Source organism: Aeromonas sp. 2692-1 (assembly GCF_013085505.1).
Lineage (GTDB): Bacteria > Pseudomonadota > Gammaproteobacteria > Enterobacterales > Aeromonadaceae > Aeromonas > Aeromonas hydrophila.
Genome location: NZ_CP038513.1, coordinates 3126685 through 3147091, shown reverse-complemented (window position 1 = coordinate 3147091; position 20407 = coordinate 3126685). Strand labels below are relative to the sequence as shown.

At 64.4% G+C, this 20407-nt stretch carries 15 protein-coding genes; 8 read left to right on the top strand and 7 right to left on the bottom strand.

Features of this window, described 5'->3' with window-relative positions:
- Positions 1 to 192 precede the first annotated feature (192 nt).
- Positions 193 to 1113 carry a D-alanyl-D-alanine endopeptidase gene (gene pbpG / locus E5E97_RS14915; RefSeq protein ID WP_011706303.1) on the top strand — a complete coding sequence of 307 codons (921 nt, stop codon included), beginning with the start codon at positions 193 to 195 and terminating at the stop codon, positions 1111 to 1113.
- Positions 1114 to 1218: 105 nt separating this feature from the next.
- Here the strand turns inward: pbpG and E5E97_RS14910 are convergent, their stop codons facing one another.
- Positions 1219 to 2604: a tryptophanase gene (locus tag E5E97_RS14910; protein ID WP_171280488.1), complete on the bottom strand. Its 1386-nt coding sequence runs from the start codon at positions 2602 to 2604 to the stop codon at positions 1219 to 1221.
- Positions 2605 to 3074: 470 nt separating this feature from the next.
- On the opposite strand from E5E97_RS14910, the gene E5E97_RS14905 reads away from it, so the two are divergent.
- The 3 genes from E5E97_RS14905 (at position 3075) to E5E97_RS14895 (ending at position 6164) form a co-directional block, all read left to right on the top strand.
- Positions 3075 to 3239, top strand: a complete 165-nt coding sequence (locus E5E97_RS14905; RefSeq protein ID WP_171280487.1) for a DUF2256 domain-containing protein — start codon at positions 3075 to 3077, stop codon at positions 3237 to 3239.
- On the top strand, positions 3239 to 4759 hold the full coding sequence (locus E5E97_RS14900) for a cryptochrome/photolyase family protein (protein ID WP_171280486.1): 1521 nt from the start codon (positions 3239 to 3241) through the stop codon (positions 4757 to 4759). Before E5E97_RS14905 ends, E5E97_RS14900 begins: the two co-directional genes overlap by 1 nt.
- Before the next feature lie 151 nt (positions 4760 to 4910).
- The gene (locus E5E97_RS14895; RefSeq protein ID WP_011705831.1) at positions 4911 to 6164 is read left to right on the top strand and encodes a D-amino acid dehydrogenase; all 1254 of its coding nucleotides are present in this window, start codon (positions 4911 to 4913) and stop codon (positions 6162 to 6164) included.
- A 111-nt stretch (positions 6165 to 6275) separates the two neighbouring features.
- On the opposite strand, the gene E5E97_RS14890 is transcribed toward E5E97_RS14895, so the two are convergent.
- The gene (locus E5E97_RS14890; RefSeq protein WP_162516669.1) at positions 6276 to 6968 is read right to left on the bottom strand and encodes a TetR/AcrR family transcriptional regulator; all 693 of its coding nucleotides are present in this window, start codon (positions 6966 to 6968) and stop codon (positions 6276 to 6278) included.
- Between the two features lie 166 nt (positions 6969 to 7134).
- On the opposite strand from E5E97_RS14890, the gene E5E97_RS14885 reads away from it, so the two are divergent.
- Complete coding sequence (locus tag E5E97_RS14885) at positions 7135 to 9069, top strand: amidohydrolase (protein WP_171280485.1); 1935 nt, start codon at positions 7135 to 7137, stop codon at positions 9067 to 9069.
- A gap of 42 nt (positions 9070 to 9111) precedes the next feature.
- On the opposite strand, the gene E5E97_RS14880 is transcribed toward E5E97_RS14885, so the two are convergent.
- Entirely contained in the window at positions 9112 to 10239 is a 1128-nt protein-coding gene (locus E5E97_RS14880) for an HPP family protein (RefSeq protein ID WP_171280484.1), read from the bottom strand.
- 285 nt (positions 10240 to 10524) lie between these two features.
- On the opposite strand from E5E97_RS14880, the gene E5E97_RS14875 reads away from it, so the two are divergent.
- Entirely contained in the window at positions 10525 to 11646 is a 1122-nt protein-coding gene (locus E5E97_RS14875) for a glycosyltransferase family 9 protein (protein WP_171280483.1), read from the top strand.
- An 87-nt stretch (positions 11647 to 11733) separates the two neighbouring features.
- Here E5E97_RS14875 and metE read toward each other — a convergent pair whose 3' ends face one another.
- Positions 11734 to 13998 (bottom strand): 5-methyltetrahydropteroyltriglutamate--homocysteine S-methyltransferase, encoded by a 2265-nt coding sequence (gene metE, locus E5E97_RS14870; RefSeq protein ID WP_171280482.1) that lies wholly within the window; start codon positions 13996 to 13998, stop codon positions 11734 to 11736.
- 182 nt (positions 13999 to 14180) lie between these two features.
- Here metE and E5E97_RS14865 point away from each other — a divergent pair, with 182 nt between their 5' ends.
- Positions 14181 to 15101 carry a LysR substrate-binding domain-containing protein gene (locus tag E5E97_RS14865; RefSeq protein WP_171280481.1) on the top strand — a complete coding sequence of 307 codons (921 nt, stop codon included), beginning with the start codon at positions 14181 to 14183 and terminating at the stop codon, positions 15099 to 15101.
- Positions 15102 to 15252: 151 nt separating this feature from the next.
- Here E5E97_RS14865 and E5E97_RS14860 read toward each other — a convergent pair whose 3' ends face one another.
- From E5E97_RS14860 to E5E97_RS14850, 3 genes are all read right to left on the bottom strand, one after another.
- Entirely contained in the window at positions 15253 to 16044 is a 792-nt protein-coding gene (locus E5E97_RS14860; protein ID WP_171280480.1) for a siderophore ferric iron reductase, read from the bottom strand.
- A gap of 38 nt (positions 16045 to 16082) precedes the next feature.
- Entirely contained in the window at positions 16083 to 18227 is a 2145-nt protein-coding gene (locus tag E5E97_RS14855) for a TonB-dependent siderophore receptor (protein ID WP_171280479.1), read from the bottom strand.
- Between the two features lie 266 nt (positions 18228 to 18493).
- The gene (locus E5E97_RS14850; protein ID WP_171280478.1) at positions 18494 to 19471 is read right to left on the bottom strand and encodes an AraC family transcriptional regulator; all 978 of its coding nucleotides are present in this window, start codon (positions 19469 to 19471) and stop codon (positions 18494 to 18496) included.
- 183 nt (positions 19472 to 19654) lie between these two features.
- Here E5E97_RS14850 and E5E97_RS14845 point away from each other — a divergent pair, with 183 nt between their 5' ends.
- The gene (locus E5E97_RS14845; protein WP_011705821.1) at positions 19655 to 20395 is read left to right on the top strand and encodes an SDR family oxidoreductase; all 741 of its coding nucleotides are present in this window, start codon (positions 19655 to 19657) and stop codon (positions 20393 to 20395) included.
- The last annotated feature ends 12 nt before the right edge of the window (positions 20396 to 20407 follow it).

Sequence of the window (20407 nt, the reverse complement as noted above, 5' to 3'; positions counted from 1 at the left end):
CGCGACCAGGTTCTCCATTCCTCCCTACCCCATCATTACTCGTATGAAGCCACCCATAGCCGCCATTACCGTTATTTCAAGGTGCGCCATCCCATAAAATTGAAATATCGGGCCATTAGACGTTGTGAAGCGTCAATTACCGTCATATAACTTAGCCAAATATCCCTGTCAGCCGTACGGTAGCGTCAAATCATGATTACTCGCCCTTTTCTTACCCTGTTGCTCGGTGCCTTCCTTGTTCCCGTCAGCATGGAGAGCGCCCAGGCCAATCCGTTTTCAGCCCAGTCCCACTCCCCCAACAGCTTTCTGGAGCAGCGCAACGATCTGGCGCTGAGCTCAGCCGCCTTCGTGGTGGCCAACCCGCGCACCGGTGAAGTACTGTCTGAGCGTAACGCCAACCGGGTGATGCCGATAGCCTCCATCACCAAGTTGATGACGGCACTGGTGGTGCTCGATGCCAACCAGCGGCTCTCCGAGATGCTGACCGTCACCATGGCCGACGTGGACAGACTCAAGGGCACCGGGTCGCGGCTGGCGGTGGGCTCGCGCCTGAGCCGGGCCGACATGCTGCACATCGCCCTGATGTCGTCGGAAAACCGCGCCGCCTCGGCGCTGGCCAGAAACTACCCGGGTGGCCAGCGCGCCTTCATCGAGGCGATGAATGCCAAGGCCCGCATGCTCGGCATGTGGAGCACCCAGTTCTCAGACAGTACCGGCCTCACTCCTCGCAACGTCTCCAGCGCCCACGATCTCGCCAAGCTGGTGGCGGCGGCATCCACCTATCCACTCATTCGCCAGTACTCCTCCACCGAGGAGCGCATGGTGCGCAATGGCAAGCGCCAGCTGCACTACCTCAACTCCAACCGGCTGGTGCGCGAAGGGAGTTGGCCCATCTCCCTCTCCAAGACCGGCTATATCCGCGAGGCGGGTCGCTGCCTGGTGATGGCCACCCAGATCAACCGCGAGCCGGTGATCATGGTGCTGCTCAATGCCGATACCCCCAATGCCCGGGTGGCCGATGCCAAACGGATCAAATCCTGGCTGGAGACTTCCGGTCGCATGAGCCTGACCGCCCAGTCCACTCCCCAGACCAAGCTGTTCAGCAGCCAGTAACGCGCCCGGCCATCATCGTCAAAAAGCCCCCGCACCTAGGTGCGGGGGCTTTTGTTGTTGAGCCTTTAGCCAAGCCTGCAGGCTACGACGCCGAAGTGCTGGCGCTCAGACCGGCTTGAGCCGCGCGGTGAAGTGACGCAGCAGCGGCGGCTCGTAGTCAAAGGTGAGCCCGCGAATGTCGCTGGCCCGCGCTTTCACCGCGATCAGGCAGTCGGCCACATAGTCCATGTGATCCCGGGTGTAGACCCGACGCGGAATGGTGAGGCGCAGCAGCTCAAAATCGGCCGCCTCCTGCTTGCCGGTGACGGGATCACGCCCGAGCAGCAGGGAGCCTATCTCCACCCCGCGCACGCCCCCTTCCAGATAGAGCTCGCAGGCAAGCGCATGGGCCGGGAACTGCTCGGCCGGAATATGGGGCAGCAGCTTCTTGGCATCCACAAACACCGCATGGCCGCCGGTGGGGGTCTGGATGGGAATGCCCGCCTCGGCCAGCCGCTCACCGAGATAGGCCACCTGACTGATGCGGTAGGTGAGATACTCCTCATCCATCCCCTCGCGCAGGCCAATGGCGAGCGCCGCCATGTCCCGCCCGGCAAGCCCGCCATAGGTGACGAATCCCTCCATCGCCACGCAGCGCACCTGCACCGCGCGAAACAGCTCGAGATCCTCTTTAAAGCAACAGAGCCCGCCGATATTGACCAGCCCGTCCTTTTTGGCCGACATGGTGAAGATGTCCCCCAGCGCAAACATCTGGTGCACTATCTCCTTGATGCTGCACTTGGCATAAGCCGGATCCCGCTCCTTGATAAACCAGGCGTTCTCGGCAAACCGGGCAGCATCGATCACCACCGGAATATGGTGGCGACGGGCCAGCGCCGAGACCGCCTCCATATTGGCCATGGAAACCGGCTGGCCGCCGGCGCTGTTACAGGTGACCGTGATGATGATGCCGGCCACGTTATCGGCCCCCAAGGTCTCGATGGTGTCGCTCAGGCGAGGGAGATCAAAATCCCCCTTCCAGGCGTAGGGGGCCGTGGTGTCGAGGGCTTTCGGGGTGAGCAGGTTGATGGCCCGCGCGCCAGCCAACTCCACGTGGGCCTTGGTGGTATCGAAGTGGTAGTTGGAGATGAAGACCGGCGCCTTGCCCTGGCAGCGCTTGACCAGCTCGGGGAAGAGGATCTGCTCGGCCCCGCGCCCCTGGTGGGTGGGCATCACATGCTGGTAGCCAAAAATCTCGCGCACCGCGCGCTCCAGCTCGACGAAGTTGCGGCTGCCCGCATAGGCTTCGTCCCCCATCATGATGCCGGCCCACTGACGGTCGGACATGGCACCGGTGCCACTGTCGGTCAGCAGATCGATATAGACGTCCTCGGCCAGCAGCAGGAAGGGGTTCCAGCCAGCGGCCTCGAGGGCGGCGCGGCGCTCGGCGCCAGTGGTCTGTTTGATGGGCTCGACCATCTTGATACGAAACGGCTCGGGTATACGACGCATAAAAGACTCCTCACCGGCGCAAGGCCAGTGTGTTTGAAATTGGGATTGGCAAAAAGGCCGGGGCGATCAGGGTCGTCCGGCTGACAAATTCAAACGGCAGGTGCCGCCAATCAGCGGTGAGGAAAGTCGAGGGTCAGAATGGGATCCCGGGTGTACCAGTGGGCGAGCAGGCAGGCTGCCCGGGGCGTAGCTGTCACGATTGGCATCACTCCCCTCCATGTCGGTTGTAAACAGTCGGTGGCCAATAAGATCCATTGATGGGTGCTGCCAGCGGGCAGCCTCGCCACGTTAACGGCAGGTTAATAGGCAGACAAGAGGCGCACCGCCGGGCTGTGCGCCTGCTCACAAAGCACCCATTCATCCGGCCCGATACCGGCAACGGTGATCCCACCCGCGCCCCGCTTCGTTAAGCTGTTATCCCGTTGACTTGACCCTGTTCACGCACCTCGTTGCCAACCATCGGAAGTCCCATGCATCGCAAAGCCCATCTGCCCGAGAAGATCTGCCCCGTCTGCCAGCGTCCCTTCAGCTGGCGGCGCAAGTGGGCAAATTGCTGGGAGGAAGTGCGCTACTGCAGCGAGCGCTGTCGCCGCGCTCGTCACCGCAGCCAGCAACCTGAAGGGGAGCAAGTCTGATGGAGCTGCGCCTGGTGCTCGGCGATCAGCTGAACGCCGGTCACAGCTGGTTTCGCACACCGGATCCAGCGGTCTGCTATCTGATGGCGGAGCTGCGCCAGGAGACCGACTACTGCCGCCACCATCGCCAGAAGGTGCTGGCCTTCTTTGCCGCCATGCGCGCCTTCGCGGCGGCTCTCAAAAAAGCTGGTCACCGCGTCTGTTACCTGACCCTTGATGAGAGCGCCCGCTGGCCCGACTTGCCCAGCCTGCTGGCAGCCCAGCTCGAAGCACATCAGGCCGACAGCGTTGCCTGGCAGAGCCCGGACGAGTGGCGCCTCGCCAGCCAGTTGAAAAGCTGGGCGGCAGGCCTGACCATCCCAGCCACCGAGGTGGAAAGCGAACATTTTCTCACCCCCCGCGATGGCTGGCAGCGCTACCCCCACAGCCGGATGGAGTTCTTCTACCGCGCCCTGCGCAAGCAATACAGGGTGCTGCTCGATGAGCGCGGCCAACCCCTTGGCGGGCGCTGGAACTTTGATGATGAGAACCGCGCCAAATTGCCGGCGAGCCAGCCCATCCCGACACCGCTCACCTTTGCCAACGAGGTGAGCGACATCGATGCCATGCTGACCCGCCACGGGGTCAGCACCATCGGCGAGGCAGATGTCAGCAGACTGCCCTGGCCCATCAGCCGGTGCCAGAGCCGCGAGTTGCTGGCCCATTTTCTGGCCCACTGCCTGCCCCATTTTGGCCGCTATCAGGATGCCCTGAGCGAGCGGGGCTGGAGCCTGTTTCACAGCCGCCTGTCATTTTCCCTCAACAGCAAGATGCTTCACCCGCTCGAGGTGATCCGCGCCGCCGAAGCCCACTGGCAGGCCAATCAGGGCACCATCACGTTGGCGCAAGTGGAGGGTTTTATCCGCCAGATCCTCGGCTGGCGCGAATTCGTGCGCGCCCTCTACTGGGAGAAGATGCCCGACTATCAGCGCACCAATTTTCTCGGGGCCAAGCGGCCGCTGCCCGGTTTCTTCTGGAGCGGCGAAACCAAGATGGCCTGCGTGCGTCACGCCATTGGCCAGTCTCTGGAGTATGGTTACGCCCACCATATCCAGCGGCTGATGGTGACCGGCAACTTTGCCCTGCTGGCGGGGATCGATCCTGACGAGGTGGATGCCTGGTATCTCGGCATCTATGTGGATGCCATCGAGTGGGTGGAGCTGCCCAACACCCGCGGCATGAGCCAGTTTGCCGATGGCGGCCTGATGGGCAGCAAGCCCTACGCCAGCAGCGGCGCCTATCTCGAGCGAATGGGCCACTACTGCAAGGGGTGCCACTATCAGGTCAAAGCCCGCAGCGGCGACGGGAGTTGCCCCTTCAACAGCCTCTACTGGCACTTTTTGTGGCGCAATCGGGACAAACTTGGCAGTAATCCCCGCCTCGCCTTGCCCTATGCCAACTGGGATGGCCAGGCCGCCGAACAGCAGCACGCCATCCTAGGGACGGCGGAGCAGTACCTGATCCGGCTGGAGCGGCTCTGACTGCCACAGCTAATACCAACAAGTCCACACTTTTCAACATTGAAAACCAGTTAAATAAATGTAAATAGATATATATCCCAATTATATCTACACCAGTTGAATATCCTGTGGCGGCTGATTAAGGTGAGGGCCCCAGTCAAGGAGAGACAAGATGGACATAGTGGTACTCGGTGGTGGCGTGGTCGGCGTGACCAGCGCCTGGTATCTGGCCAAGGCGGGTCACAAGGTGACGCTGCTGGAGCGGCGTGACGGGGTGGCCCTTGAAACCAGCCACGCCAATGCCGGCCAGATCTCCCCCGGTTACGCGGCCCCCTGGGCGGCCCCCGGCATTCCCCTCAAGGCCGCCAAGTGGCTGCTGCAAAAGCATGCCCCCTTCACGGTGCGACCGACTTCGGATCCCTTCCAGCTGCGCTGGATGCTGAAGATGTTTGCCAACTGCACCCCGGCGGCCTATGCGGTCAACAAGGGGCGCATGGTGCGGCTGGCCGAATACAGCCGCGACTGCATGAAGCTGCTGCGCGACGAGCTGAGCATCGATTATGAAGGGCGCCAGCTCGGCACCCTGCAGCTGTTTCGCAGTCAGGCCCAGCTCGATGCCAGCAAACGCGACATCGAGGTGCTGGAAGAGTACGGCGTGCCCTACCAGTCCCTCGATGCCGCTGGCTGTGAAGGGGCAGAGCCGGCGCTGGCCCGGGTACGCGGCAAGATAGTGGGCGGCCTGCGCCTGCCGGGCGATGAGACTGGCGACTGCTTCCGCTTCACCAAGGCCATGGCCGCGGAAGCGCAGCGACTGGGGGTCAAGTTCGTGTTCAACTGCGCCATCGACGAGATCGAGCTGGCGCAGGGACGCGCCGTGGCGGTGCGGGCCGGCGAGCAGCGCTTCAAGGCCGACGCCATCGTCTGTGCCCTCGGCAGCTATGCCACCGGGTTCCTGCGCCCGCTCGGGCTCGATCTGCCGGTCTACCCGGTCAAGGGCTACTCCCTCACCCTGCCGATGATCAACGCCGAGGCCTCGCCGCGCAGTACCGTGCTGGACGAAACCTACAAGGTGGCCATCACCCGTTTCGATGAGCGGATCCGGGTTGGCGGCATGGCGGAGCTGTCGGGCTACAACCTGGCCCTCAACCCGAAACGGCACGACACCCTGGCCATGGTGGTCGGTGATCTCTTCCCCGAGGGGGGCGACATCAGCCGCGCCGACTTCTGGACCGGGCTGCGCCCCATGACGCCGGACGGCACCCCGCTGGTGGGCCCAAGCCCCATCCCCGGCCTCTGGCTCAACACCGGTCATGGCACCCTGGGCTGGACCATGGCGGCGGGCTCGGGTCAGCTGCTGTGCGATCTCATCAGCGGCAGCGACACCGCCATCAGCGACGAAGGGCTCACCCTGGCCCGCTACGGCTGAGCCTTCTCCTCCGTCTCTTCCCGTTTCATCCCAAAGAGGGAGTGCCTGGCACTCCCTCTTGTTTTGACCCCAGTTTGTTTTGACCGCAGTTTGTTTTGACCCCAGTGCGGTTTATTCAGCCTCTGCCGCCGCGTAGCCAGGCATCAGGGCGGGCTGCGCCTGCCACACTCTGGCGGGATCCGGCTCGGCGATGGCGCTTGCCACCAGTTGCTGCAGCCAGTGGCGATGCAGCAACCAGATGGGATCCCCCAGGCGTCCCTGCTCCTTGGCGCACTGCTTGACTACATCCGCCGTCCGGTAGAAGTAGCGGATCAGGCTGGTGAGCTCGGGTTCGGGCCAGCGGCAACCAAAATGGCGCAGCCGCTCGTGCCAGAACGCCAGCTGGCCACGCTCGTGCTCCTGCTCGAGCCCGTGCAGGGCCGGGATGAGATCCATCGCCTGCCACAGGGCCCCGTAGCCGACGAAGCGCTCATCCAGTGCGTCCAGCGCCTGATCCAGCATGACCAGGGTCTGCGGCCAGTTGTCGGCCTGCTGGCGGATCTCTGCCTGCGCTTCGCACACCGCCGCCAGCCAGTCCATCGCCAGCCGGCAGATGATTGCCTCCTTGTTGGGATAGAGGTGATAGAGCGACTTGATGCCCACCCCGGCACGAGCGGCAATGGCATTGGTGTTGAGCGCCGCGAACCCCTGCTCCCGCAGCAACGCCAGGGTGGCCTGCTCGATGCGGGTCGCCACCTCCTGACTGCGCTGCTGCCGCGGCTGACGCCGCATGCAGAGCCCCTCTGGCAATGCGTGTTCCGCCATTGCGTCTCTCCCTCCATGGTCACCGAGTCTCATCACTACATGATGAGACAGACTCAACACAAGTCAAAAAAAGTGCAGCAATCACTGGCATTTTCCGGCGCAGCTGCAATAAACAACTGTGCTCATATTTGCAGTAATCACTGCAATCATACAAGGAGAGCATGCAATGGATGGCAAACAACACAACCACCGCCGGGGGCTTGTCGCCCTGTTGATGACGACCCTGCTCGGCGGCTGCCAGCAGGACAACCGCTCGCAGGAACCGACCAGCACCCTCTACTTCAACGGCAAGATTTACACCCAGGACGGCCAGCGCAGCCTGGCCGAGGCCATGGTGGTCGAGGATGGCAAGTTCCGCTACGTCGGCTCGCGCCAGGGGGCCGAATCCTTCATGACCAACGCCACCCGCCAGGTGGATCTGCAGGGACGCATGGTGCTGCCGGGGCTGCACGACAACCACATCCACCTGCTCGGCACCGTGGCCCTGCCCATGTGCGATCTGGATGGTCAGGCCGTCGATCTCGATCAGCTGGCCGCCAAGGTCAAGGCGTGCCTGCCCCGCTACGCCGGGCAGCCGGGCGAGTGGCTGGTGGTCAATCAGTGGTCCCCCTATGACGGCAATACCCCGACCGCGAGCCATGCCACCCTGCTGGCCGCCCTGGATGCCGTGGCGCCGGACAACCCGGTGGTGCTGCTCGGGGCGGACGGTCACGCCAGTGCCTACAACTCGCAGGCACTGGCCAGCGCCGAAGATCAGGATGGCAATCAGGTGGGCTTCAACCCCGCCACATTGGCGCCGGGCGGGGTGTTCGAGCGGTTCATCCCCTATGTGGACTTGACCAGCGGCGTCATCCGGGAGGGGGCCCGCAGCGTCATCCCGGTGCCGGACAGCGGGGTGCTGAGCGCCAGCGACGAGCGGGCCGCCGCCCAGTACGAGCAGATCCTGCCGGCCATCGCCACCCTGATGGCCTCGCGCGGCATCACCGGCGTGCAGGATGCCTGCGCCACCGACTTCATCCGCCAGCGCCTGCTCAGCATGCAGGCACGGGGGCTGCTGCAGATGCGCATCACCGCCGCCACCTGCTTCCACGAAGATGACTACAGCGGCAAGCTGGACATCGAGGGGCACCTGGCCAAGGCCACTCAGGTCAGAAGCGCCTTTGCCGGCAACCAGCTGATCAAGGCCGATGCGGTCAAGATCTTCCTCGACGGGGTGTTGGAGGGGGATCCCTTCACCGCACCGCCATTCCTGCCCAACGCCGGCATGCTGGAGAACTACCAGAATCCCCATCTGGCGCTGGATCCGGACAGTGGCCGGGTCACCATCATCGCCGACAGCGAAGACGCCGGCAGCAACGGCATCGTCAACTACCGGGAGGCGGATCTGAAGCGCTACGTCACCGCGCTGGACGGGGCGGGTTTTGGCATCCACATGCACAGCATCGGTGATCGCAGCACCCGGGTCGGGCTCGATGCGCTGGCCGCCGCCCGCGCCAGCAACGGCGACCGAGGCATCCCCCACACCCTGGCCCACCTGCAGGTGGTGCACCCGGACGATCAGCGCCGCCTCGGCGAGCTCGGGCTCTACCTCACCTTCACCTACGCCTGGACCACGCCCCAGCTCGCCTACGACATGCTGGTCACCCCCTTCATCCAGCCAACCAGGGCCGGCCAGTCCCTGAGCGAGGCACTCTACGATCCACTGGGTTATCTGCAGCAGGCCCTCTATCCGGTCGAGAGCAGCCGCAAGGCGGGTGCCATCCTGGTGGCGGGCAGCGACGCGCCGGTCGACAGCCGGGATCCCCGCCCGTTTGAAAACATGGCCGCCGGCATCGTGCGGGCGGCCGGCAGCGACGATGTATTTCGCACCAGCCAGCGCATCTCGCTGACCGAGATGCTGGCCGCCTACACCATCAACGGTGCCAGGGCGGTGCGCCAGGGGGAGATCACCGGCTCCATCGAGGCAGGCAAATCCGCCGACTTCATCGTGCTCGACCGGGATCTGTTCGCCCTGGTCGAGGCCGGCACCCCAGAGCAGATTGCCGACACCCGGGTCGAGCAGACCGTGTTTCAGGGCAACACGATCTACCCGGCCCCTTGAGCCAAGCCGCTGACAACAAAAAGGCCCCGCGAGGGGCCTTTTTTATGGACTGACCGGCGCGCCGGTTTCACCTTGCGCCGGATGCAGCGCCAGGTTGAACAGCGCCGCCACCATGTCCGACTGGGTCAGGATCCCCACCAACTGCTCGCCATCCACCACCGGCATGTGGTGCAGGCCGCCATCGGAGAAGGCGCCCACCAGATCGTAGAGCGGCTGATAGCGGCGGGCGGTCGACACGTTGCGGGTCATCAGATCCGCGACCCGCAGCTCGGCCAGGTCCGCGGCGCCTCGCGGCTGTTGCAGCGCCCGGTCGATCATCAGGTCGTGCAGGGTGATGATGCCGATCAGCCGGCCGGCCTCGTCCACCACCGGCAGCGCCTTCACCTGATGGTGGGAGAGCAGTTGCCAGGCCGCCATGGCCGGCTGCGGCGCCTCTATCAGGATCAGATCCCGCGACATCACGTCCTGCACCCGCACCGTGCCCACCCTGGCCCGCAGGGCGTGCAGCTGGGCCTCCTGCAGCAGCGCCTGCAGATCCTGGCGGCTGATGTCGAGCAGCTCGCCGTGCTTTTCCAGCGCAAAGTCGATGTCCGCCGCCCGGGTCGCCACCCGCCCGCTCGGCTGGGGATCGGCGGTCTGGTGGCGGTTGGGCTGGGCCTGACCGCTGTTGGGATAACGGCGCCCCAGCAGCCGGTTGTAGCAGAGCGCCAGTAGCAGCAACAAGAGCGAATTGAGCAGCACAGGCAGCAGCACATAGCCGACCCCGAGCTGGCGGATCCCCTCGCCGCCGATGACTGCGGTCAAGGCCACGGCGCCGCCGGGCGGATGCAGGCTGCGGGTGAGAAACATGGCGGCGATGGCCAGCATCACGGCAAGGGCGGCAGCCAGCGCCGGATCCGTCACCAGGCTGGCACTCAGCACCCCCATCAGCGCCGAGACCCCGTTTCCCACCACGATGGACCAGGGCTGGGCCAGCGGGCTGGCGGGCGCGGCAAACAACAGCACGGCGGAGGCCCCCATGGGGGCGATCAGCCAATGGACCTCAAGCCCCAGCCCCCACCGACACAAGAGGGCGGTACCCAATAGCCCGACGAAGGCGCCCAGGGCGCCGTAACAACTCTCTTTGATACTGGTATTGGTGGATACCGGAAAAAAATCCCTGAACTGCATGGGGCTCCTGCGCGGATAACATTTATTTCAAATACGCAATTTTAACGGCATCCCCTCGCCCAATACCACCGCCAGATGCAGCCAGGCCCCTCTTATTTGGTGACGCGCGGCCTCATGGGAGTCACACAGCCATCCCTCTGCTCCCCGCGCTCGTCACCAAACTGTGATGCAGCAACAAATTCTTACAAAAAAGCTGCTGACGACCCCCTTTTCCCCTTCTCTTAACACGTCCTTAAGAATCGCAGTGTCATCTTGAGTTCATCTTCATGCACGGAGCCACTACTTATGAGCACCATCAGAGATGCCCTTCGCCGCTTCGACGGCCAGCGCCGCTGCTGGACCGCCGGGCTGGAGCGGGCCGCCCTCGCCTGGCTCGCGCGTCAAGGCCGACTGCCGGCAAGCAGCCAGCCTCCCCAGCGGATCCTGGTCATTCGCAGTACCTGCCGTATCGGCAACAACCTGTTTTTGCTGCCCTTCTTGCAAAAGGTGCGCAGCGCCCACCCCCACGCCGAGATAGAGCTGGTGTGCAGCGGCGGCCAGCTGCTCCCCTTCCTGGCCGATCTGCAACTGCAACGCATTCATCCGGTCAAGCTGCAGGGCAAACGGCTGCTGGCCTCCCTGTCGGTGCTGTGGCGGCTGCGCCGTCAGCACTACGATCGGGTCTACGTGCCCTTTGCCTCCAGCACCGATCACCTGATCGCCGGCTGGGTGAAGGCGCGCGAGAAGCTGGGCTTTGACGATGCCAAGGGCGATGCCCTGTTTCCCCAGCCCCTCACCCCCAACCAGCACTGCCATTACGCCCACCAGCCGCTGCAACTGCTCGGCATGTACGGCCATCTCGCCGATCAGATTGAGCTCGGCAGCTTGCTGCACAGCGCCAGCCCACGGCTGGTGGCACTCAGGCATGACTACCCGGCGCGGCCGCTCATCGGCTTTTTCACCGGGGCCCGCAAGGGCAAGGGGCTCTCTCTGCCCCAGTGGCAACGACTGCTCGGGGATCTGCGCCGCCACTACCCCAGCGCCCTGCTGATCCAGCTCGAGGATCCCGCCGATCCCCAGCCCCGACTCGGGGACGTGCAGGTCTCCCTCGCCAGCCTGAGCGAGCTGGCCCGCTTTGCCGGTGGCCTCTCCCTCTTCGTCAGCGGCGACACCGGGCCGCTGCACCTGGCCGCCGCCAGCGGCGTGCCCTGCCTCGGCCTCTTTACCCAGACCGATCCCGCCCGCTACGGCTGCCTCGGCGCCCAGCACCTCAATCTGGTGATCGGTGATCGCAATGCCATCCCCCTCGATCACCACTGGCTGGCCGAGGCGCTGGCAAGGGAACCCCAGCCGCAGCAGCTGCCGAGCGCCCCCTCGCCCGTCCCAAGCCCGGGGCTTGCCAGCGGCGCCTTTGTCGTCACCCTCTGAGGAGCGTCAACCAACAAAAAAAGAGGGAAGGCTTGCGCCTTCCCTCGTTCGTTATGCCCGAACTCTCTTGTTGTTTGCAGATGCTCTTCAGGCCAGCTCGGCACGCAGCGCCTTGGTGGCATCGACCATCACCTTGAGGGCCGCCTCGGTCTCTTCCCAGCCGCGGGTCTTGAGGCCGCAATCCGGGTTGACCCACAGCCGCTCGGCCGGGATCTGCTTGGCCGCCTTGCGCAGCAGGCCTTCAATCCAGCTCTGGCTCGGCACGTTCGGCGAGTGGATGTCGTAGACGCCCGGGCCGATTTCGTTGGGGTAGTTGAAGCGCTCGAACGCTTCGAGCAGCTGCATCTGGCTGCGGCTGGTCTCTATGGTGATCACGTCCGCATCCAGCGCCGCCACCGCCTCGATGATGAGGTTGAAGTCACTGTAACACATGTGGGTGTGGATCTGGGTGCTGTCCGCCACCGGGCTTGCGCTCAGACGGAAGGCCCGCACCGCCCAGTCGAGATAAGCCTGGTGATCCTGTTTGCGCAGGGGCAGACCTTCACGGATCGCCGGCTCGTCGATCTGGATGATCTTGATGCCGGCGGCTTCGAGATCTGCCACCTCGTCGCGAATGGCCAGGCCAATCTGCAGGGCGGACTGCTCGCGGCTCACGTCTTCGCGCGGGAAGGACCAGCAGAGGATGGTCACCGGGCCAGTCAGCATGCCCTTGACCGGCTTGTCGGTCAGGCTCTGGGCAAACTTCGTCCACTCAAGGGTCATCGGAGTCGGCCGGTCGATGTCACGGGTGATCACCGGCGGCTTGACGCAGCGCGAGCCATAGCTCTGTACCCAGCCGAAGCGGGTGATGGCAAAGCCATCCAGCAGCTCACCGAAATACTCCACCATGTCGTTGCGCTCGGCTTCGCCGTGCACCAGCACGTCCAGCCCGATGGCCTCCTGGCGCAGGATGGCATCCTTGATCTGGGCCTGAATGCCCGCCTCGTAGGCCTGGTCGTCGATGCGACCGGCCCGCCAATCCTGGCGCAGCACCCGAATTTCCGAGGTCTGCGGGAAGGAGCCGATGGTGGTGGTCGGCAACAGCGGCAGCTTGAGATCATTGCGCTGGGCCTCGGCCCGCACCGGGTAGGCGCTGTGGCGATCGAAATCGCTGTTGGTCAGGCTGGCGAGCCGTGACTGCACCGCCTTCTTGTGGACCCGGCTGTCGGACTCCCGATCGACTATGGGCTGGCTGTAGGCAGTGATCTTGTCCAGCTCCCCGCCGTTGAGATGGTCAGCCAGCAGCCCCAGCTCGTAGCATTTTTGCAGGGCAAAGGCGAACCAGCTGCGGGTCTGGGCATCCAGCTCCAACTCGAGGGTCAAGTCCACCGGGCTGTGCAGCAAGGAGCAGGAGGAACCAACCCAGAGCCGCTCGCCAAGCTTATCCTTCAGCGATTTTAGAGTCGGTACCAGCTTGGCCAGGTTGGCACGCCAGACGTTGCGACCGTTGATGACCCCTGCCGAGATGACCCACTGGGCCGGCAGGTGCGGGACCAGCGTCTCCAGCTGCTCGGGGGCCGCCACCAGATCCAGGTGCAGGCCATCCACCTTCAGGCTGGTGATGATGTCGCGCTGATGGGCTACAGAGCCGAAATAGGTGGTGAGCAGCAGCTTGCAGGGGCCGGCCAGACGCTCGTAAGCGTTGAGATAGGCCAGCCGCCACTCGTCCGGCAGGTCCAGCGCCAGCGCCGGCTCGTCGAGCTGCACCCACTCCACCCCCTGGGCGGCCAGTTTCGCCAGGATCTCCTGATAGACGATAAGCAGGCGATCGAGCAGCTCGAGGCGGGAGAAGCCGCTCTCTTTCTCCTTGCCAAGCCAGAGGTAGGAGACAGGGCCCAGCAGCACCGCCTTGACCGGTAGCCCCAGCGCCTTGGCCTCTTCCACTTCGTCAAACAGCTGGCTCCAGCCCAGTTTGAAGCGCTGGTCGCGGCTGAACTCGGGCACCAGGTAGTGGTAGTTGGTGTTGAACCACTTGGTCATCTCGGCGGCGGCAGCGGCCGGGCCGGTCGGCGCACGACCACGGGCGACCCGGAACAGAGTATCGAGATCGGTGTCGCCATGGCGGTGGCGGGCGGGGATGGCATCCACCAGCAGGCTGGTGCCGAGCACCTGATCGTACCAGGCGAAGTCACCCACCGGCAGCAGGGTCACACCGGCCTGTTGCTGGGCCTGCCAGTGACGCTCACGCAGGCTCTTGCCGGTGGCGATGAGTTCGGCCTGGCTGGTTTCGCCGCGCCAGTAGGATTCGAGGGCAAATTTCAGCTCGCGCTTGGCGCCGATACGGGGAAAGCCCAGGGTGTGTGCGCAGGTCATAGGTTCCATTCCTTATGCTCATTCATCTGATGGTGAACTGGATGATTTAGCCATCCAGATGTTTACACATCCAAAATGACAAGATAAGGTGGCGTTGGCTATTGAATCCTTTTCAACTGGCTCTCAAGAAATTCTCAAGGCGGGCAGCAAGCCGCCGCCCAGGCACAACAAGGAGGGATACCATGGCGGTGTCAAGCAACCCGGGGATCGACATCAAGCACCTGAAAACGGTGAGCGCGCTGGCCGAGCAGGGCTCGCTGGCCGGGGCCGCACTGACCCTCAACCTCACCCAGTCCGCCCTCTCCCACCAGCTAAAAGAGCTGGAGACCCGCCTCAACCTGGAGCTCTATCTGCGCAAGAGCCGCCCCCTGGTGCTGACTGCGGCCGGCAACCAGTTGCTGGGGCTGGCCCGCCAGGTGCTGCCGGCACTGGCGCAGACCGAGAAACAGCTGCAGGCCCTGCACAGCGGCGAGGCCGGTCGCCTTCACCTGGCGCTCGATTGCCACAGCTGCATCCAGTGGCTGCTGCCGCTGTTGCCCGATTTTCGCCGCCAATGGCCGGGGGTGGATCTGGAGGTGGAGTCGGTGCCGGGCTTTGATGCCATCAGCGCCCTGCTCGGCGGCCAGCTCGACTTGCTGCTCACCTCGGATGTGCAGGCGCGCGGCGATCTCCACTTCGAGCCGCTGTTCGCCTTCGAGCTGGTGCTGGTGATGGCGCCGGATCACCCCCTCTGTGGGCAGCAGACCATCAAGCCTGAGGATCTGCACCCCGAGGTGCTGCTGGTCTACCCGGTGGAGCGGGCGCGGATGGACGTGTTCAGCCGCTTCTTGCAGCCGGCCGGCATCGAGCCCGCCCGCTGCAAGCCGGTGGACAACACCTCCGTGATGCTGCAGATGGCCGCCGCCGGCTTGGGTGTCGCCGCCCTGCCGCGCTGGGCCTGCGAGGAGTTTGTGCGGCAGGGCTTGCTCGAAGCCAGGCCGCTGGGGGGCGGAGTCCGCCGTCATATGTACGGCGCCGTACGCGCCGCCGACCGGGATCAAGCTTGTCTGCAGAGCCTGTTTGAGCGCATTCGCAGCAAGATGGGCGACGTGAAGGCACAGTAATCTGCAGGAGCAAGGACGCTGTGCCGACCAGGATCAGCTGTAGCTGTGGACGGCACAGCCTGCTTGAGCGCATTCGTATCAAGATAGGCGACCTAAAAGCGCAGTAAAAAGCCGCCTGAGGGCGGCTTGTCATCACGCAGGGCTTCGCTATTCAAGCCCCCTCTTCACAGCTCGCCGCACCCTGTCGCCGCGGGCAGTTGGCACACAGCTCACCATCACGGCGCTTGTAGTGCAGGCAGCAGCGCTGGCGCACATAACCGACCAAGCCGGCCGCTGGCTGCCAGCCCGCCAGATGCTCGGACGGCAGGCCGCAGGCGGCAAGCCAGTGCGGCGCATGGGCCGCCACCTCGGCGGGGCTTATCTCGTCAAAGAACGCGGGCACCCGCACCAGCGCCGCCAGCAGATCGTCCGCCAAGAGCGGACGCACGAAACCGGGCCGCAGCCGCTGCGCCTGCCCGAGCGCTGCGAACAGTCCCTGCCAATGGGCCTGCAACCGCTCCCCCGCCGTCTTGATCAAGCGCTCCAGATCTCCCTTGATCATGGGCTCGGCCGGCAGAGTAAAGCCCGATACCAGCCCATCCTGATAGCCCTGCCCCAGCCTCTCCAGCGCCGGCACGGCCCGCAGCCGATAGACGGCCACCATGGCCAGATAGATGGATTGCCAGCAGAGCATGCCCCAGCTGCGGGTGAGCCAGTAGGCGGGGCCCGCCTCCGGATGGGCCACCCGCCAATACTCGTGCAGCGCGGCCGCCACCTCGGCTGGCGTGGCCTGCTTGGTCGCCGTCAACAGCGCCGCAGCCTCACCGGCAGCCACCAGCCGCCCCTTGAGGGACGGGATAAGCCCGGCGGCGGCGGCGAACAGGGCGCCGTGATCCGCCAGCGCCTGCAGATCCGGCTCGCGCCGCGCCCCCGGGCTGCGGGCACGACGGCCGGTGCTGCTCATGGGGTGAGAGAGTCCCGGGCGCGGCCCGGGACGCAAGGTCAGAATACGTATTTGAGTCGCGCCTCCACGCTGCGCTCTGCGCCGAACCAGCAGTTGTTCTGGTCGTAGCAGGAGTAGTAGGTCTTGTTGAACAGGTTGCTGGCACTGAGTGACACCTCCACCCCTTGCAGACGCTGGCTGAGCTGGGCCAGATCGTAGGAGGCGGCCATGTCCATCAGCAGGTAATCCGGCACCGTATCGGTGTTGGCGGCATCAAGCTGGGCTTCCCCCACATAACGCAGGCCAGCCCCCAGGCGCGCTCCTTCCAGCGGGCCGGCCGGCAGGTAGTTGCTCCACAGCGATGCCATTTGCTTGGGCACCCAGACCGGGGTCTTGCCCTGCAGGCTGGTGGTGTCGCGGGTGATCTCCATCTCCTGACGGGTATAGCTCAGCGCCAGATCCCAGCGGCTGGTGAGATCGAGTTTCCCCTCCAGCTCGACCCCCTTGGAGACCATCTCGCCGGTCTGCAGCTTGGGCCCGTAGACATTGTCCGGATCCGTCACCAAGGCATTTTGCTTGGTGATGTGGAACGCCGAGAGAGTGGCGGTCTTACTCATGTCCTCGGAGAGGAACTTGAGCCCCCCCTCCCACTGCCGGCCGGTGGCCGGTTTGAACGCCTGGCCTTGCTTGTCCGCTCCCGCCACCGGTTCGAAGCTCTCGGCATAGCTCACATAGGGCGAGAGGCCGTGATCCAGCTCGTAGAGGGCACCGAGGCGCAGCGAGAGGTTGTCCTGATCAATCTGGGCCAGGCTGTTGCTCACCGCACCCTGATAGAGGGTCCGGCTGTCGGTATCCATCCGGTAGCGGTCGTAGCGGGCGCCGCCGATGGCCACCAGCCGATCGAGGCGCACCTGATCCTGCAGATAGAGGCCGCTCTGGTACTGGCGGATGGTGCGGTTGTCCTGATAGTTGAAGGCCAGGTCTGCCGGCACTATCTGCTGGTGGTTCGGGTTGAAGATATCGATGGCAGGGGCAGAGTAGCCGAGGGTATCCCGGTAGAGAATGCGCGCATCCAGATACTGGTAATCCACCCCGATTAGCAGGTTGTGCTGGGCCTTGCCAGTCTGCACCTTGCCCGCCAGCTGGTTGTCGATGACAAAGCCGCGAGACTCTTCATCGGTCAGGTAAGCGTTGCGGGCCAGGGTGCGGTTATCGGCCGCCAGCGCCGCGTTGTAGGTGTTCTGCTGATTGGCCGAGGCATCCATGTAGCGGGCGTTTTGCAGCAGCTGCCAGTTGGCGTTGAAGTCGTGGCTCAGCTTGTAGCCGAGCAGGGTCACCTCCCGGCTGTAGTGATTCCAGTTTTCATCGCCAAGGAAAGTATCGCTGCCCAGCTGGCCAAGCGGGTTGGATTTGACCGAGCCGCTGGCCGGCACCGTGGTGTAGATGCCGGCTTGCGGGTCTTTCTGGTAATAGAGGTTGAGGTTCAGCAGGGTGCGGTCACTCAACTGCCAGTCGAGAGAGGGCGCCAGCACGTAGCGCTCCTCCTCTGAGGTCACCGCCTGGCCGCCTTTCTGACGGGCCAGCCCCACCAGCCGATAGGCAAATTGATCGTTGAGGGCACCGGTGCTGTCGAGGGTCAGCTCCTTGAGGGTGCCCGTCCCGCTCGCCACGCTGACGCTGTGCCTGGCTTCCCGCTGGGGGCGCTTGGCGATGAGGTTCACCATGCCGCCGGGGGGCATGCTGCCGTAGAGCACGGAGGTGGGCCCCTTGAACACCTCCAGCTGCTCGATGGCCACCGGATCGATCTGGGGCTGCAGGTTCCAGTCGTTGTACTGCAGCAGCAGACCGTCGTAGAAGTTCTGGTAGTTGTCAAAGCCGCGAATGTTGAACAGATCCAGCCGGTTGACCGCCCCGCCCCGCAGCTCGGTGTTGACGCCAGGCACGTAGCGCAGCGCCTCGCTCACCGAGCTGACGCCGCGCTGTTCCAGGGTGTCCCCCTCCACCACCGAGATGGCCTGGGGCGTCTCCAGGGGGTCGAGCCGGGTCTTGGTCGCGGTGTTGCGATAGGTCTCGCCGAGCACGGTCAGGGTCTCGTCGGCCCGGGTCTGTGTCGGGCGCTCGGCAGCAGCTGCCTGCACAGGGCCAGCCAACAGGGCGGAGAGGGTCGCAGCGACCAGGGTCAAAGGGAGGTGAGTGGCGTACATCTGATCCTCGAATGCAATGAGTGAATAGTAACAAATCTCATTTGCATTTTATTGGGTCATTTTGCCCTTGAATTAACAATTTGGGGCATGTTGGCGCGAAAGAGAGAGAAAATGCGGCTACGCTGGCCCCATCCGGCAACCTAAACTGACGGCAGCAACGCAGGCGATGTCGAATGGATAGCAACGCTGGGCAGAGCGCCCTGAGGTTGTCTGCGCCACCACAGCCAGGTACGGTGAAGCAAAACGGGAAAGAGGGAATAGCCGTGTCAGAGAGGGGCGACGGGCAGCCAGTACTCCATGCGGGCATCCGGCTGGTTGCCGTCAAAATCGGGGGCGTAGCGCTCCAGCTCGAAACCGTCCACCCCGCGATAGCCGGAGCTCGGCAGCCAGTGCAGGATAAACCAGTTGAGGGTCTGTCCCAGCTGGCTGACCGGGCCCACGTGGCTTAGCACCGCGTAGGTCTGGGCCGGCACCGGGAGGCGCGCCAGACCGGCAGGCACGCTGGCCCCCTCCTCCATCACGCTGCCCGCCCAGTAGGGGAGCGACTCACCGGCGCCAGAAACATCCACCACCCCCACCCGCTCCTGCCCTGGCGGCAAACCGCCCGCCGTGCGCAGGGCGCGCCAGATGGCGGGCACCGTCTGCTGAAAGTCAGGAGCAGCGGCAAACAGCCCGCGGATCTGCCCCTTCACCCCTTGCAGAATAAAACCCGGCTGGCTCTCGATCCGCACCTGTACCAGCCTGGCAGGCATGGGTTGCGGCAGGGTAGCCCGCACCAGGGGGGTACGCAGCCCCAGCCGCAGACCGCGCTTGCGATAAGCCAGCGGTGAACAGCCAAATTGCTGCTTGAAGGCGCGGCTGAAGCTCACCTCGGAGCCAAAACCGTAACAGAGCGCCAGATCCAGCACCCGCTGGCGGCCAGAGAGCAGCGCCTCTGCCGCCTGGCTCAGCTTGAGCTCGCGCACATAGTGGGCCACCGTCAGCCCCGTCTCATGGAGGAACACCCGCTGCAGCTGCCAGCGCGACCAGCAGCTCTGCTCCGCCAGCTCGGCCAGCCCCAGCGGCAGATCCAGGTTGGCATGGATGTAGTCGAGCACCCGCTCGATGCGAGTCAGCTGGCTGTGCGGCTGGGGCACGGCGCCCGGAATGGGGAACAAGATGGTCATGACGAGATCGGATCTGGGCTGTCGGCAAGGCGCTGCGCGCAAGGCCCCCATTAAACATGGCCGCGACCTTGGCGGCAAGTGCTGGTCGCTGCGCTCACCCCGGCCCCTTGCCCACCCCTTAGGCCAGCGCGTCAAGCCAGCTTGGCAGACTGTCACAAAAGTGACGCGTTTGCCTGTCAGATTGTTTGAAAACAAATATATCAATTACCTCAAAAAGCCCATAAAGTCCTCGTTCGAATCTTTTATGCAGGGAGAGCCAAGATGAAGAAAGTTGCCTTGATCACCGGAGCCCGTGGCGGCATCGGATCCGCCATCACCACCGCCTTGCTGGCCCAGGGGTATCGCATCATCGCCACCCACTCCAGCCCCAACGGGGCGGCGGCGCACGACTGGTACGGGGAGCAGGGTTTTCGGCCGGATCAGGTGCGGCTGCTGGCGCTGGACGTCGCCGACACCGCCATGTGCCGCGACACCCTGGGCCGATTGCTGCAGGATGAAGGGCGGGTGGACGTGCTGGTCAACAATGCCGGCATCACCCGGGACGGGGCCTTCAAGCGGATGACCCCGGAGCAGTGGTTCGAGGTGATCCACACCAACCTGTGCAGCCTCTACAACGTGACCCAGCCGCTGTTCGACGCCATGTGCGAGCAGCGCGATGCCCGCATCATCAACATCTCCTCGGTCAATGGTCAGAAGGGACAGTTCGGTCAGGTCAACTACTCGGCCGCCAAAGCGGGCATGCTGGGCTTTACCAAGGCACTGGCGGCGGAAGGAGCCCGCTTCGGGGTGACGGTCAACGCCATCGCCCCCGGCTACACCGCCACCCCCATGGTAGAAGCGATCCGCACCGACATCCTCGACAGCATCAAGGCCGACATCCCCATGCGCCGACTGGCCAAGCCGGAAGAGATCGCCGCCGCCGTGGTGTTTCTTGCCAGCGAGGCGGGTGCCTATATCACCGGCGAGACCCTGGCCATCAACGGCGGCCTCTACATGAAGTGAGGCCGGGCCTGG

Bases quoted from the DNA above. Each gene is read 5' to 3' on its own strand.
- E5E97_RS14890 (WP_162516669.1), bottom strand. From the start codon at position 6,968: ATGGCGGAACACGCATTGCCAGAGGGGCTCTGCATGCGGCGTCAGCCG.
- E5E97_RS14855 (WP_171280479.1), bottom strand. From the start codon at position 18,227: ATGTACGCCACTCACCTCCCTTTGACCCTGGTCGCTGCGACCCTCTCC.
- E5E97_RS14900 (WP_171280486.1), top strand. From the start codon at position 3,239: ATGGAGCTGCGCCTGGTGCTCGGCGATCAGCTGAACGCCGGTCACAGC.
- E5E97_RS14905 (WP_171280487.1), top strand. From the start codon at position 3,075: ATGCATCGCAAAGCCCATCTGCCCGAGAAGATCTGCCCCGTCTGCCAG.
- E5E97_RS14880 (WP_171280484.1), bottom strand. From the start codon at position 10,239: ATGCAGTTCAGGGATTTTTTTCCGGTATCCACCAATACCAGTATCAAA.
- E5E97_RS14860 (WP_171280480.1), bottom strand. From the start codon at position 16,044: ATGAGCAGCACCGGCCGTCGTGCCCGCAGCCCGGGGGCGCGGCGCGAG.
- E5E97_RS14910 (WP_171280488.1), bottom strand. From the start codon at position 2,604: ATGCGTCGTATACCCGAGCCGTTTCGTATCAAGATGGTCGAGCCCATC.
- E5E97_RS14865 (WP_171280481.1), top strand. From the start codon at position 14,181: ATGGCGGTGTCAAGCAACCCGGGGATCGACATCAAGCACCTGAAAACG.
- E5E97_RS14895 (WP_011705831.1), top strand. From the start codon at position 4,911: ATGGACATAGTGGTACTCGGTGGTGGCGTGGTCGGCGTGACCAGCGCC.
- pbpG (WP_011706303.1), top strand. From the start codon at position 193: ATGATTACTCGCCCTTTTCTTACCCTGTTGCTCGGTGCCTTCCTTGTT.
- E5E97_RS14845 (WP_011705821.1), top strand. From the start codon at position 19,655: ATGAAGAAAGTTGCCTTGATCACCGGAGCCCGTGGCGGCATCGGATCC.
- E5E97_RS14885 (WP_171280485.1), top strand. From the start codon at position 7,135: ATGGATGGCAAACAACACAACCACCGCCGGGGGCTTGTCGCCCTGTTG.
- metE (WP_171280482.1), bottom strand. From the start codon at position 13,998: ATGACCTGCGCACACACCCTGGGCTTTCCCCGTATCGGCGCCAAGCGC.
- E5E97_RS14875 (WP_171280483.1), top strand. From the start codon at position 10,525: ATGAGCACCATCAGAGATGCCCTTCGCCGCTTCGACGGCCAGCGCCGC.